Here is a 13,883-nt window from a genome sequence, read left to right on the forward strand (position 1 = left end):
CGCAACCGCAACCGCAACCGCAACCGCAACCGCAACCCAGGATACACCATTGCTCGAGTTCCGCAATGTTACGTTCCGCTACGATAATGCGGAATCACCTGCCCTAGAAAATATTTCCTTTAGCGCTTATCGCTGCAGCCATGTTTGAAGTCTCCGCTCCGGTTTTACTCGGTAAAATTGTAGATGCTATCGTCAGCGGTTTGAAAACGGATCAAGATATTAATACAATTATATCTTCGATAGATACCATCATTCTCCGGCTCATCGCCATCTACAGCGGTCATGCATTATTTACATACTGCGGCGAATATATGATGGCTTCCATCGGTTCCAAAACAGTATTAGCATTACGTACACGTATGAGTACTCATTTATATTCATTGCCAATTAAATACTTTCACGATCACCGACGAGGAGACCTATTAAGCCGCCTCACATCTGATTTAGATACCGTTGCGGAAACAATAGGTGAAGGTGTGCCGGGCCTCATATCCGCCATTATCGGTATCATCGGCGCCACGGCTATGATGCTCTGGATCAGCCCTATTTTAGGAGCATCCATCATCGTCATTATATGTATCGGTATCGTATGTTTAACGTGGCTATCTAAACGAGCCCGCCGCATCTATCTTAGAAATCAGAATGCATTGGGAGCTTTCAACAGCGGCATTGAAGAAATTGTTATAGGCAAACCGATTATTCAGACCTTTGGTCTAGAAGAGACTACAACGGGTCAGATAAATGAATTGAACAACAACCTATTCAAAAGTATGCGAAACGCTGCCTTTACCAGTCAGCTTGTAGAACCGCTCGTAAAATTTCTAAATCAATTCACCTATTGCCTCGTCGCCATTCAAGGTGGACTCATGGTGTTACGCGGTTCTATTTCAATCGGTGACATTCAGGCATTCTTCCTTTATGTAGGCCAGGTATCCGATCCTCTGTCCCGTAGTTCCTATATTATGACGAAATTTCAAGAAACCGCTGCGGCCTTAGGCCGTATTTACGAAGTCATTGATACACCGTCTGAGATTGACGATGGAGAACTGACATTATTCGATAACGCCTCCGGGACTGATACAGAAACGGTTACCAGCAACTCACCTATGATGTCTCCAAAACCGGGTAATCAGACTCATACAGGCACAATCGATTTTGAACATGTCGATTTCGGCTATTCACCGTCCAATGTGTTTATGAAGGATATTAACATCCACATCCCTGGCGGTTCCATGGTGGCTATCGTAGGGCCAACCGGGGCCGGTAAATCCACCTTGGTTAACCTCATCATGCGCTTCTATGATATTATGAATGGCCGCATCACCATCGATGGCGTGGATATTCGCGATGTATCTCGTGAAAGCTTGCACAATACGGTGGGCATGGTATTACAAGATGCCTGGATATTCACAGGTACTATCGCCGATAATATTGGTTACGGCAAGCCAAATGCTACGCGAGAAGAAATCGAATATGTAGCAAAACTTACTATGGCGGATCACTTTATCCGTACCTTGCCAAACGGATATGATACGGTGCTCAACCGAGGTGGCGATGATCTATCTCAAGGCCAACGCCAGTTGATTACAATCGCCCGTGCCTTCTTGGCGGACCCCGGTATACTCATCCTTGATGAGGCAACGGCTAATGTAGATACCCGCACCGAGGTAGAGGTTCAAAAAGCGATGAACACCCTCCTCAAAGGTCGAACCAGTATCGTTATCGCCCATCGCTTATCCACAATAAAAAATGCCGATTCTCTACTAGTCGTAGAGAACGGCACCATTGTAGAACAAGGCACACATGATGAACTCATGGCGCTTAACGGATACTATAAAAAACTTTATGAAAACTATGCTGCAGGAATGTCCATGTGATTAACGCAACTATTCACTTAACTTGACTATCGTAAGTTCACTATTGATTCCATTAATTTCAATTTGATTTTCTGATTCAGACACGGAAAAAGCGTCTACAAGATTTGCACGTTCTTCAAAGAGCAATTTAGTGCGAATACCTTTTTTCACCGCTTTGAAAGCATAATCATGAGGGACATACAGACGAGATTTCGCCGATATCTGATTCACATCAATTCGCCCCGTATAATCCGATACATATATTTCCATTGGAGAGTTATTATCCAGCTCTATATGACTGTTACCGCCGGCAATATAAATTTCTTTAGCCGCTCCGTCCAGCTCAAACTTTTCACTAATAATATCAAACAGCTCCAGTTTTTCACAATGGGTCGCCAGCTCCGTATCTCCCATATATTTTTCAGGCAAATTTATAAAAATCGACAGATGTTCTTTTACAATCTCCTCAGATAAGGATTTGGAACGATTTACATCCACATCGATACGCCTTTTGATATCATCGATTTTTACTTTCACCAGTTCCGTCAAATCTTCAATAGTATCACTGACCAGTTGAACCTTTATCTTCTCACCCTCTCCAGCTCTCATTTTTACGTGATTAACAGATCCCAGTTTAATATCGAAATGCTTTATCTCATCGATATCATATTCTACGATGCTTTCATAAGGATATCGAGGTTTAACCGCTTCTTCTGAAAGCAATTCATCCACAGAGACATTGAATACAGCTGAAAGGGCCTTTAAATTCGAAATATCCGGCATTCCATTGCCCGATTCCCACTTTGTTATGGCCTGTCTCGAAACATTGAGTGTTTCCGCTAATTTTCCCTGAGATAATCCGGATTGTTTTCTATACTCCCGTAATTTTTCATTAAAATCCATAATGTGACCTCCTATATTAGACAATATCAGTTACTCTTCAACAAGAGCTGCTCAGAGTATAGTATATGGTGTCAGTTAAGAAAAGAAACGCTTGTTTTCCCGGCCGGCAACGTTCCGTAGCATCGCAATATACATGTATTTATAGAGACTTACAGACCGATGCTGTACAAGATATAAAGTGCCGCCTGAATAGTACACAAATAAAAACTATCCGACCATACTATTAAAAAATCCTTATTCAGCCTCTATAATCAAATTATCAACCCTCTTAATAATATTGATATGCAATTTCATATTATCATATATACATTAAATGAGATCGCACAAAGCAAAATCTCATACGAACAGCTATATATAAGCAAAATTAAACACTTCAGATTATGAAACTTTATAAGATACTTCACAAAATTGCATAGTATGTATTGAAAATCTATATCATCTATTTATTGTGGAATTGTTACAAACATTGTACACTATAGGCATAGAAATCTATACTTATATCCATTTATGGAGGTGCAAGATGCAACATACTGCATGGAAAGATTTTAACACAGGTGTGTGGGATAAAGCCATTGACGTACGTGACTTTATTCAGAGAAATTATATCCCCTATGAAGGGGACGACTCCTTTCTTGCCGGTCCTACAGAACGAACCACAAAATTGTGGAACCAGGTACTGAATCTTTACGAAGAAGAACGCGAAAAAGGCGGCATGCTTGATGCCGACACTTCCGTGGCAACCCACATCACTGCGCACGCGCCAGGATATATCGACAAAGATCTTGAAACCATCGTCGGTTTACAAACGGACAAACCTTTAAAACGCGCTATGTTCCCATATGGTGGTTTGCGTACGGCAAAATCCGCCATCGAAGAATACGGTTTTAAAATGGATCCGCAAACGGAAGCCTTCTTCAAAACACATCGCAAGACTCACAATGACGGTGTATTCGACGTATATACACCGGAAATGCGTGCAGCTCGTACGGCACATATCGTAACAGGCCTACCTGATGCGTATAGCCGTGGGCGTATCATCGGCGACTATCGCCGTATCGCTCTTTACGGCGTAGATTACCTCATCGAAGAAAAAAATCAGGAATTTGCTATCACCATGGGTGATATGCTGGAGGATGTCATCCGCGATCGCGAAGAAATCAAGGATCAGATCCGTTCTCTGAAAGAATTAAAAGAGATGGCGGCCTCCTATGGCTACGACATTTCCGAACCGGCGAAGGATGTACGCGAAGCGATGCAATGGATTTACTTCGGCTACCTCGGTGCCGTTAAGGAACAAAACGGTGCAGCTATGTCCATCGGACGTAACTCCACATTCCTCGATATCTATGCGGAACGCGACCTTCGCAACGGCACATATACAGAGGAACAAATCCAGGAATTCGTAGACCATTTCATCATGAAATTGCGCATGGTACGTTTCGCACGTATCCATGAATACAATAACTTGTTTACCGGTGACCCTGTATGGACTACTGAATCCATCGGCGGTATGGGTACCGACGGTCGTACGTTGGTTTCCAAGATGTCCTTCCGTTACTTACATACATTGCAAAACCTGGGACCTGCACCGGAACCGAATCTCACCGTACTGTGGTCCCCTCGCATGCCGATCGGCTTCCGCCGTTTCTGCGCGAAGTTGTCCATCGCCACATCTTCTATTCAATATGAAAATGACGAATTGATGCGTCCTAACTCCGGCGATGACTACGCCATCGCATGTTGCGTATCTCCAATGCGCATCGGCAAGGAGATGCAGTTCTTCGGAGCTCGTTCCAACCTTGCAAAATGCTTACTGTACGCTATCAACGGCGGCGTAGACGAAAAGCTTAAAAAGCAGATTGGGCCTAAATATCGCCCTATCACATCGGAATACCTCGACTTTGACGAAGTGTGGGAAAAATTCGACGACATGATGGAATGGCTTGCCGGCGTATATGTAAACGCTCTAAACATCATCCATTATATGCATGATAAATACGCCTATGAAAAATTGGAAATGGCGTTACATGACCGCAAGGTAACACGTTGGTTCGCTACCGGTATTGCCGGCCTTTCAGTCGTGGCCGATTCCCTATCCGCTATTAAATATGCTAAGGTAAAACCTATTCGTGACGAAAACGGCATCGCTGTTGATTTCGAAATCGAAGGTGACTTCCCTAAATATGGTAACGATGATGACCGTGTAGATAGCTTGGCAGCAAAGGTTGTTTCCACGTTTATGAACAAGATTCGTAAACATCCTACATATCGTCAATCCGTTCCAACTATGAGCTTGTTAACAATTACTTCCAACGTAGTATATGGTACTGCTACAGGTTCTACTCCGGACGGCCGTAAAGCTGGCGAAGCTTTCGCTCCTGGCGCGAACCCTATGCACGGTCGTGACTCTCACGGTGCCGTATCCTCATTGGCATCCGTAGCTAAAATGCCATGGCGTGATTGCTCCGATGGTATTTCTAATACCTTCTCTATCATTCCGGACGCATTAGGTAAATCTGGTGAAACATTTGTTTCCGTCAGCGATTTTGATATTGAGTTAGACCCATCTCAATTGCCTAACGCCAATACAAACTTCGCATGCAGCGAACCAAATGTTACTATAGAGGAAGATAAGTAAAATCTTCCACAGTATCGAACTGCTTTCACCGGCATCGATACGCGTGTTAGTCTTGGTTGAAAGGAGGTTATACCCATGAGCAACCAACAAGTTGATAACTTGGTAGAGTTATTGGATGGTTATTCCCAAAAGGGCGGCCATCATTTGAACGTCAACGTGTTTACTCGTGAAACATTGTTAGACGCTCAAAAACATCCTGAGTTGTACCCTCAATTGACGATTCGTGTATCCGGTTATGCGGTGCACTTTAACAAGTTGACAAAACAACAACAGGACGAAGTTATTTCCCGTACCTTCCACCAACGTATCTAATCGAGGTTTTCTATGACAGGACGTATTCATTCGGTTGAAACGATGGGTACGGTTGACGGTCCGGGCATGCGCATGGTGGTTTTCCTGCAAGGATGTCCCATGCGCTGTGCTTATTGTCATAATCCTGACACATGGAATGAGGCCAGTGCAGACGCTAAATTCATGACCGTTCAGGAATTATGGGATCAGTTCGAACGTAACCGCCAATTTTATACTAATGGAGGTATCACCGTCACCGGTGGGGAAGCTCTCATGCAAATTGATTTTGTTATCGAGCTTTTCACATATTTCCGTGAAAGAAACGTCCATACCTGTTTAGATACAAGTGGAATCTGTTTTGATCCCCACCAGGAGGTGGCCTACCGTAAATTGCTCAGTGTCACCAGTCTCGTCATCCTAGATCTGAAAGAAATCGATCCAGCCAAGCATCTATGGTTAACGGGTAAACCGTTGGAGCCCATACTCGGGTTTGCCAGATTGACGGCTGACGTGGAAGTTCCGATTTGGGTTCGCCACGTAGTGGTTCCGACCATTACGGATAATGCCGATCGACACTATCGGCTAGGATTTTATCTAGGGTCCCTGAAGAATTTACAAGCTGTTGACTGTCTGCCCTACCACGTTATGGGGGTTGCCAAATACAAGGAACTAGGTATTGACTATCGTCTTGAAGGCATACCCGCCGCAACAAAGGATATGGCTGCACAGGCATCAAAAACAGTATTGGAAGGCATCAAGGCCTATCGTCGCCATTGGTGGAATCCCATCAAAACACAACAACAATCATAATCAAGTTTGAGGATAACTACCTCCCTTGATATATATACACATATATACTGGGACTTGATCTATGATATTGCCCTAATCAATAGAGCCGCCCCCATACAACCGGGGACGGCTCTTATTGCGTTTATTTAGATACTACATTAATCGGTTCGCCTTTAAAGAAAGCCTGTACATTATCTCGGATGATACCCACGAGACGCTGACGAGTTTCAAGGCCCTTCCAGCCCATATGTGGCGTGATAATCACATTATCTAACGTATATAACGGACTATCCTCTGCAGGCGGCTCCACCTCCTGCACATCAAGGCCGGCACCGCCAATGCGTTTAGCAGCTAATGCTTCACAAAGGTCCGCTTCATTTATAAGGGGACCACGACCAGTATTCACAATGACCGCATTAGGCTTCATCTTAGAGATTGTTTCTTTATTAATAAGATGTTTAGTTTGGTCATTCAATGGGCAGTGTAATGTAATATAATCACTATTAGCCAGTAATTCATCAAGGCTCACATAACGAATACCGTCGCCATCAGTCTTTGGTGTGCGTGTATGAATAAGAATATTCATACCCAGAGCTTTCGCCACTTTTACCACTTCCATACCGATGTGACCTGCACCGATAACACCTAACGTTTTACCGTTAACTTCTGTATGGCTCACCTGTAGATATTTTGTAAAATTGCTGCGGTCCCCTTTCGCAAGCATCGCAATCTGCTGCTGCATGGTGGATGCAAAATTAAGGATCATCATAATCACCGTATGTGCGACGCGTTCCGTGCTATAGGCCGGAATATTACATACGGTGATGCCCTTTTCTTTCGCCGCGTTAAGGTCGATATTATTATAGCCTGTTCCCGCTTCTACAATGAGTTTCACAGTGTCAGGAAATTTTGAAAGCAAGTCCGCATCTACTGGTATTTCTTTTGTAACAACGACACGAGCACCTTGAATCCGTTCAATAAGTTCGGCATTTGTGCTATTATCATAAACCTGTACATCATTGGATAATATGGAAAAATCTAATGCCTTATCGTAATTCATTTTACTGGCATTTACCACTACCACGCGTTCGTTCATGAGAGCCTCCTCAAATTCTTGTACAATTATAGAAAACTTGTAATATCATATATATTAATTATACTACATAAAAATTATAAATTTCTTTCATAAAAGTATTGTGTAATTCTTTAAAAGTTATACAATAAAAGTAATGTTACACAGAATTGAGGAAGACCATGAGACCTACCTATTTAACCATCAATACGAGTCTCGTTCGCGAGAACTTGCGTAAAATTAAAGACAGTTTACCGGAGTGGAGCACCTCTACGGCGGTCATCAAAGCAAACGGCTACGGCCACGGCAGCGTTATGATGGGCCGTATCGCCGTCGAAGAAGGCTACGAGTCCTTAGCGGTAGCCATTCCGGAAGAGGCCATTCCGTTGCGCCATGCGGGTATCATGGTTCCTATTTATCTGTTAGGGCTCACAAGACCGCAATCCTTTGAAGTCATTGCAGATACAAATTCCATCCCCGCCGTATGCGAATCCACCGATTTAGCGGCACTTAATCAGGTGGCGGACAATCACGATATGATTATCAGCGTCGCCGTCGCCGTCGATACAGGTATGCATCGCATCGGTATCCGTCCCGAAAACGCCGTAGATTTCATCAAAGAGGTGGAACAATATCCAAATCTGGCTGTTGATGGATTCTTTTCACATATGAGCAACGCCGATGCGGCGGATCAGACACATGCGCACAGCCAGACGGAAAAATTTCACAAGATGGTCGATGAAATTCGTGCATTCCGTCCTGATGCGGAATATCGTTTTTCCCTCGCCAACAGTGCGGGGCTCTTGTCTGTAAAGGACAGTCTATTTACGGATGCACGCCCCGGTATCATCCAGTACGGCATCATGCCGTCCCTTGATGTGCCGAATCGTTTAGGACTAAAACCGGTTCTCTCCTTTCACAGCGAGGTCGTACACGTACAGCACCTCGATGCGGGCGAGGGCATCGGCTACGGATCCACGTATGTAACGCCGGAACCGATGACGATTGCAACCATCCCCGTCGGTTACGCGGACGGCTATCCGCGCAGTCTTTCAAACCGAGGCACCGTTCTCATACACGGCACCCGTTGCCCTGTAGTAGGTCGTATCTGTATGGACCAGTTCATGGTATCCGTACCGAATACGATTACCGTTAAACCGGGGGATAAAGTGGTTTTACTCGGCTCACAGGGTCACGAAAGCATCTCCGCCCTTGAAATTGCGGCCCTCGCATCGACAATCCCGTACGAAATTTTCTGCGGATTCTCGGAACGAGTACCTCGGCAATATATATAACAGAAATTAATCACAGAAAAAGGCCCGTCCGTTATGGACGAGCCTTTTCTGCTGTTCCCTATACGTGTTTTACCGTGAAGTAAGTTACGTTCTTATTGTGAGAGAGTATTATATAGTGTATAACTTATGAATGGAAAGGAATCGAATTCATAAGGGGGCCCCCTGAACAATAGACGGCATAGGAGAGAGTCAATGTTTGTCTATCCTATCCAGGGGGCGCATGTGTGTTGTGTATTATGTGTGTGTGTCTTGTGTGTATAGTGTTTTTCTGTGTGTCTCAGAGTTCTTCACAACAGCATAGGGACAGCCCCAGGAAAGCTTATTTCACAGCTTTCCCTGTTTTTGCATCCAATGTGATGTTTACAGGTTTATTCTGTGCATCATGGAATTGGATATTATACAAAGGAGTTCCGTTCTTATTAGCTACGGACCAGGAATCGATACCGGTCGCTACATTGCCTGTTTGTTCATAAGCGGCATTGATAGCTACATGCGGAGGTAAAATGGTACCCGGATCGATAGCAGCTGTGTCCATGGATTTGTCATAAGCCTTTGCAGGGCCTTCTGTAACATTGCCTGTAGCTACATCTAATTTCATGGAATGCGCACCACTTGTATTGAAACCTTCTACTTCATAGACAGCCGTTTTATTTTCTGCTTTGAAAGATACATTGGTAATCTTGGAGTTACCGTATTTAGTTTCAAATTGATCTAATAGCTGGTTAGCACCTACTACGAATACGCTGTTTTCATCAACTACGCCGGATGGTTGAGCCGGAGATTTCACATTCTTCGTCGTCCCTTGTTTACCATCTTTTTTAGCGACATTTTTTTCGCCCTTAATAGGATCGGCTTTTTCAGATTTTACGGACTTTTTCGCATCTATCGGTTTGATTGCTTTATCGCCCTTATCACCTTTAATCGCTTTGTCACCTTTGTCGACTTTCATCGCTTTATCAGCCTTGTCAGCTTTTGTTACCTTTTCAGCTTTTAATCCTGTTGTATCAGCATCAACAGCATCAACTGTTCTGTTGGATGCGCGAACCACCTTCGTTTGACCAGGGGCTTTCGCCGCTGTTGCAGTGTCTATCGCCGGTACAGGAGCTGTAGGAGTCGCGGCACTAGCGGCAGCAACGGTTCCCTTCGTCGCAGTCGGTACCGGGGTTGGGTCCATAGGAGCAACAGATGTAGTTTCCTCTTGTTGTTGAGTTACTGGTACCGGTGTTACGTCTGCCGCAGTCACCGCTACGGTAGCACCGAATACACCTGCTACTGCTAAGGCTATACTATTTCTTAAAATAGACTTCTTCATGATATCCTCCTTCTGTTTCGTCGTTCTCTTTCGTTGAACTGGTACCCATGTTACAGAGGGTCTATGAACTCAAAATGTAGAAGGGTTCAAATTTCGCTCTATATCGGTGAAAGCAAAATGAATTTATCGATAATTTTCAGAAAACTTCTGTATTTTCCGTTTCCATTTAAGTCCCATATGAACACTGTGCAAAAGGCCTCTGTTCCCTTATTTACGGGACAGAGGCCTTAACGGCATCATTCTCATCACAGCATGTTATATCATTCATGAGTAAATGTTCACAAAAATGTCGCAAAAATTTCTGATAACAAAAAAACAGCAGCTTCCAAATACATCCGACATTGGAGCTGCTGTACAATTACATATTAATCATCAAATTTAACGGATAGCAATTTACCGGTCATTGCATCTATGCGCACCGCTACCTCATGAGAATCATCGGTGCCGAACACGACCTTGTAAACCGGTTTACGATGTTCGTTATGTACGGACCAGCCGTTAAGACTTACCGCACGGCCTTTAGTCTGGGCAAACGCGAAATTCACGACCGCTGCAGGCGGTAAAATCTGGCGAGGATTAAAGGCCTTCTTATTTAACGACTTGCGATAATCCCCGTCTCGTTTTTCAAAGATCTGATTGGTCGCATAAATATATATGAGCTCATATTTTCCGCTTTCATTGAAGCCATCCACTTCGTACTTGATCTGTCCCCCATCGGCATCAAAGGAGATTTCCGTAATGGCCGCATCAGGATGATTCTGAATAAATGCATTCAACAATCCGTTGGCCCCTACAATGGCCGCATGGCTTTCATCAACGACCTGTACGGTCGGCTGAACCGGCACCAATTTCGCCGATGCCACATTCGGCATGCCGAACGCAGCGGCTAACGCTAAAACTAAACTACCTTTTACAAATAAAGATTTCATAAGTTCCTCCATACATAAAGCACATGTATCTATACACTATATATTACAATTATACACTATATTCATCAGTTTCAAACATAATAATTTTCGATGCGTAAAATTATCGCCCATGATACAATGCATATAGTATTATTATCCCTTTACAAGTGAGCATTTATGATTTCTATTTATCCAACCATTTACCATACATTTCAATGCAAGGCCGACGAATGCGAAAATACATGCTGTCAGCTGTGGACGATCGACATCGATGAGGCCACCGCCCGGCGTTATCAGACGATGCGCGGGCCTCTTGGGGAAAGCTTGCGCCGCGCCATAACCGTCGATGATGAGGGCAGTCATTTTGTCTTTACCGATAAAGAACCGTATTGCCCGTTACTGAACGAACAAGGTTTATGCAGGGTCGTCTTGGAACTCGGCGAAGAAGGTCTCTGCGAAACATGTCACATGCATCCGAGATTCTATAAATATATCGAGGACTTGGAGCTTTGCGGTGTAGGTCTCGCCTGTGAGGCTTCCGTTGAACTGTTGGAGCGAGAGGTCTTACAATTTACCATCGAGGACGACGACAACGAATTCGATACGGATGAAACAATAACATTATTAAATGTGTTTCAGCTGCTCGGACTTGACTTAGATCCTGAACTTTTACGATATAAACCGACACCGAGCGCAGACTATTATGCGAATCTGTTAAGTCTCTACAAAACGACAGAACCGATCGATGCTAAATGGACAGTCCAGTTAAACGACCTCTATACCGATATACCGACCTTAGTTGATACGGTTACGAACTATGTAAAAGCTAACGGTAAAACACAATATGATACGACATTTTTCAATAAAGTCTATCAATATATTCTGTATCGACAAATCGATATGCTCGCCGACCATTCCCCAGAGGCTTTGCTCAATTATGCAAAAGACGGCACAGAGTATATCCTGATGAGCAGTGCCATCAACGGTAAGCCGCTGCAACAAGTCGCCAGATGGTCCCAACAAATCGAATACGACGAAGATAATGTGGAACTGCTGCTGCAACACTACGACGCGTAAAATGTACCAAGCCACAATTTATCCTCGATGTTACTTATTCCTAAGCTTATAAAACAGAACGTATTGTTTTTTATGCCGATGCACACCATGCCATCGATGTAAAAAAATAACCGCAAGGACAAACGGCCTTGCGGTTATTTTAGTGGAGCTGATAATAGGATTCGAACCTACGACCTACTCATTACGAATGAGCCGCTCTACCAACTGAGCTATACCAGCATATGTAGCATATGTATAGATTTATAGTACATCTATATACAGGTATTGTCAATTTATATTATTTCAATATGGTATGAAGCCATTGATTCCAATGCTGGAGCACCGAAATGGACAGTGCCGTTACGATAAACATAACCAAAAAGGTCTTAGCAATTCCTAAGTTTACATAACGACGCATGATTTGCGCAGCGATAAATACGGCATAATACTGACTGAAGGTCGTGATAAAATACGCTATATCAACTATGTATCGTCTCCACGACAGAGTATATAAGACAACCCCTATCAAATGGATTAAAACTATGATCAACGTACGTAACGCGTTCATATAGGACAGGCCATAGATGTAATTCTGTACAACCCCTTTATAAGAACCTTGACCACCGACAAGGTCCAATAAACGCCACAGAATACATCCGCCCAATACGACTTGAACTACGAGAAAAGATACACTTGCTAATGCAGTAATCCCGTCAAAATGAGGCAACCCATTCAGGAATTTAACGCCCGTAACTGAAATTACGTCTGCCACTACAAATGGTGAGAGATAGGTAACCAAATATAAAACGATGGTGGACACCACCAAGTTGATCAGAGCCTTTCTAAAGGTTCCGCCGTCAACAATATTCCAAAATGATCTGTCACTCAATTTTGTAAAAAGATGCAATATTTCTTTATACCAGCTCATAATGTATATATACCTTCAAGAATACTACAGATAATCGCAGACCCAATCATAACGGTCACACCTTCATAGACGGAACCGCTGACACAGGCACCGATAATACGTCCCACAACATTAAATAACAGCATCAGACTCAACACACATAGGCTTACCAAGCTTATACCCATAATAATTTGCACCCCTATCGGCAATGTGGCAAGGACCAACAAGACACCAAATGTTAGTGTAATCAAGGCTATCACCAGTTGACTGACCGCCATGATGTGAAGTACTCCGGTAATGACAGTCCGTACATAAAAGGTCCGTGTCCTGGCAAGTGCATACCCACCTACTGCAATAGACATGATAAGTGCTTTCACAATTACCCATAACAGATGTGAAAGGTTCCAGAAATCCTGTTGCGAACATAGCCGATTTACAAAACATCCTAAATCATGATGAGGCAGTAACGGTAAAGGAATGAATTGTAATTTCAAGAATATAGTGGAATTGCGTATGAACGATCGAATGGCCTCCATATAAACGCTATCACCTACAATGGTAAATTGATAACATATGAGTGCCAGTACCAGCATAGCGGCGAGTTGCCCATAAGCCGTATCATAACGATATATACTAGCATTTTTATCTTCAATAGGGCTCAATAAACGATACGCAAATTCTGTAAGACCGGCCAACATATGTTTCACCACCTTTCATAAACACTCAATAAAATGCCTATGTTTCACGTACATAGGCATAGATAACTTGCTATAATCAATAGTTTTAAATATATCTATAAATATATTTAAAAAATTCTATTTTATTTCATACTCATTATAGCACAAAAGCAAGGCAT

General features: G+C 43.3%; 12 protein-coding genes and 1 tRNA gene. 6 read left to right on the forward strand and 7 right to left on the reverse strand.

What is annotated here, in order from left to right:
* Positions 1-140 precede the first annotated feature (140 nt).
* Complete coding sequence (locus HMPREF1521_RS04180; protein ID WP_232203183.1) at positions 141-1,877, forward strand: ABC transporter ATP-binding protein; 1,737 nt, start codon at positions 141-143, stop codon at positions 1,875-1,877.
* A 9-nt stretch (positions 1,878-1,886) separates the two neighbouring features.
* On the opposite strand, the gene HMPREF1521_RS04185 is transcribed toward HMPREF1521_RS04180, so the two are convergent.
* Positions 1,887-2,759 (reverse strand): helix-turn-helix domain-containing protein, encoded by an 873-nt coding sequence (locus HMPREF1521_RS04185; RefSeq protein ID WP_038116228.1) that lies wholly within the window; start codon positions 2,757-2,759, stop codon positions 1,887-1,889.
* A gap of 520 nt (positions 2,760-3,279) precedes the next feature.
* Here HMPREF1521_RS04185 and pflB point away from each other — a divergent pair.
* The 3 genes from pflB (at position 3,280) to pflA (ending at position 6,498) form a co-directional block, all read left to right on the forward strand.
* Positions 3,280-5,397 carry a formate C-acetyltransferase gene (pflB, locus tag HMPREF1521_RS04190; RefSeq protein ID WP_038116230.1) on the forward strand — a complete coding sequence of 706 codons (2,118 nt, stop codon included), beginning with the start codon at positions 3,280-3,282 and terminating at the stop codon, positions 5,395-5,397.
* A gap of 75 nt (positions 5,398-5,472) precedes the next feature.
* Positions 5,473-5,709, forward strand: a complete 237-nt coding sequence (gene grcA3 / locus HMPREF1521_RS04195) for an autonomous glycyl radical cofactor GrcA3 (RefSeq protein ID WP_004693956.1) — start codon at positions 5,473-5,475, stop codon at positions 5,707-5,709.
* Between the two features lie 72 nt (positions 5,710-5,781).
* A complete protein-coding gene (gene pflA, locus HMPREF1521_RS04200; protein ID WP_232203187.1) occupies positions 5,782-6,498 on the forward strand; it encodes a pyruvate formate-lyase-activating protein in 717 nt (238 codons plus the stop codon).
* Between the two features lie 121 nt (positions 6,499-6,619).
* On the opposite strand, the gene HMPREF1521_RS04205 is transcribed toward pflA, so the two are convergent.
* A complete protein-coding gene (locus tag HMPREF1521_RS04205; RefSeq protein ID WP_038116236.1) occupies positions 6,620-7,573 on the reverse strand; it encodes a 2-hydroxyacid dehydrogenase in 954 nt (317 codons plus the stop codon).
* Between the two features lie 158 nt (positions 7,574-7,731).
* On the opposite strand from HMPREF1521_RS04205, the gene alr reads away from it, so the two are divergent.
* Positions 7,732-8,844, forward strand: a complete 1,113-nt coding sequence (alr, locus tag HMPREF1521_RS04210; protein ID WP_038116237.1) for an alanine racemase — start codon at positions 7,732-7,734, stop codon at positions 8,842-8,844.
* Positions 8,845-9,163: 319 nt separating this feature from the next.
* Here the strand turns inward: alr and HMPREF1521_RS09035 are convergent, their stop codons facing one another.
* Together HMPREF1521_RS09035 and HMPREF1521_RS04225 are read right to left on the reverse strand one after the other, a co-directional pair.
* A complete protein-coding gene (locus HMPREF1521_RS09035; protein WP_198014208.1) occupies positions 9,164-10,156 on the reverse strand; it encodes a PepSY domain-containing protein in 993 nt (330 codons plus the stop codon).
* A 365-nt stretch (positions 10,157-10,521) separates the two neighbouring features.
* The gene (locus tag HMPREF1521_RS04225) at positions 10,522-11,085 is read right to left on the reverse strand and encodes a PepSY domain-containing protein (RefSeq protein WP_038116239.1); all 564 of its coding nucleotides are present in this window, start codon (positions 11,083-11,085) and stop codon (positions 10,522-10,524) included.
* A gap of 156 nt (positions 11,086-11,241) precedes the next feature.
* Between HMPREF1521_RS04225 and fliB the strand changes: the two genes are divergently transcribed.
* Positions 11,242-12,141 carry a flagellin lysine-N-methylase gene (gene fliB, locus HMPREF1521_RS04230; RefSeq protein ID WP_038116242.1) on the forward strand — a complete coding sequence of 300 codons (900 nt, stop codon included), beginning with the start codon at positions 11,242-11,244 and terminating at the stop codon, positions 12,139-12,141.
* Between the two features lie 143 nt (positions 12,142-12,284).
* On the opposite strand, the gene HMPREF1521_RS04235 is transcribed toward fliB, so the two are convergent.
* From HMPREF1521_RS04235 to HMPREF1521_RS04245, 3 genes are all read right to left on the reverse strand, one after another.
* Positions 12,285-12,360 (reverse strand) — tRNA-Thr (locus tag HMPREF1521_RS04235).
* Positions 12,361-12,418: 58 nt separating this feature from the next.
* Positions 12,419-13,048 carry a hypothetical protein gene (locus HMPREF1521_RS04240; RefSeq protein WP_038116244.1) on the reverse strand — a complete coding sequence of 210 codons (630 nt, stop codon included), beginning with the start codon at positions 13,046-13,048 and terminating at the stop codon, positions 12,419-12,421.
* The gene (locus HMPREF1521_RS04245; protein WP_038116246.1) at positions 13,045-13,725 is read right to left on the reverse strand and encodes a hypothetical protein; all 681 of its coding nucleotides are present in this window, start codon (positions 13,723-13,725) and stop codon (positions 13,045-13,047) included. The genes HMPREF1521_RS04240 and HMPREF1521_RS04245 overlap by 4 nt, the downstream gene beginning before the upstream one ends.
* Positions 13,726-13,883: the final 158 nt, after the last annotated feature.

Origin of the sequence: Veillonella sp. AS16 (assembly GCF_000517785.1) — a bacterium.
In the GTDB taxonomy this organism is placed as follows: domain Bacteria; phylum Bacillota; class Negativicutes; order Veillonellales; family Veillonellaceae; genus Veillonella; species Veillonella denticariosi.

What these genes read in the sequence shown, in the direction of transcription:
- HMPREF1521_RS04240 (WP_038116244.1), bottom strand. Translation starts at nt 13,048, where the DNA reads ATGAGCTGGTATAAAGAAATATTGCATCTTTTTACAAAATTGAGTGAC.
- HMPREF1521_RS09035 (WP_198014208.1), bottom strand. Translation starts at nt 10,156, where the DNA reads ATGAAGAAGTCTATTTTAAGAAATAGTATAGCCTTAGCAGTAGCAGGT.
- grcA3 (WP_004693956.1), top strand. Translation starts at nt 5,473, where the DNA reads ATGAGCAACCAACAAGTTGATAACTTGGTAGAGTTATTGGATGGTTAT.
- HMPREF1521_RS04245 (WP_038116246.1), bottom strand. Translation starts at nt 13,725, where the DNA reads ATGTTGGCCGGTCTTACAGAATTTGCGTATCGTTTATTGAGCCCTATT.
- HMPREF1521_RS04225 (WP_038116239.1), bottom strand. Translation starts at nt 11,085, where the DNA reads ATGAAATCTTTATTTGTAAAAGGTAGTTTAGTTTTAGCGTTAGCCGCT.
- HMPREF1521_RS04180 (WP_232203183.1), top strand. Translation starts at nt 141, where the DNA reads ATGTTTGAAGTCTCCGCTCCGGTTTTACTCGGTAAAATTGTAGATGCT.
- HMPREF1521_RS04185 (WP_038116228.1), bottom strand. Translation starts at nt 2,759, where the DNA reads ATGGATTTTAATGAAAAATTACGGGAGTATAGAAAACAATCCGGATTA.
- alr (WP_038116237.1), top strand. Translation starts at nt 7,732, where the DNA reads ATGAGACCTACCTATTTAACCATCAATACGAGTCTCGTTCGCGAGAAC.
- pflB (WP_038116230.1), top strand. Translation starts at nt 3,280, where the DNA reads ATGCAACATACTGCATGGAAAGATTTTAACACAGGTGTGTGGGATAAA.
- HMPREF1521_RS04205 (WP_038116236.1), bottom strand. Translation starts at nt 7,573, where the DNA reads ATGAACGAACGCGTGGTAGTGGTAAATGCCAGTAAAATGAATTACGAT.
- fliB (WP_038116242.1), top strand. Translation starts at nt 11,242, where the DNA reads ATGATTTCTATTTATCCAACCATTTACCATACATTTCAATGCAAGGCC.
- pflA (WP_232203187.1), top strand. Translation starts at nt 5,782, where the DNA reads ATGGTGGTTTTCCTGCAAGGATGTCCCATGCGCTGTGCTTATTGTCAT.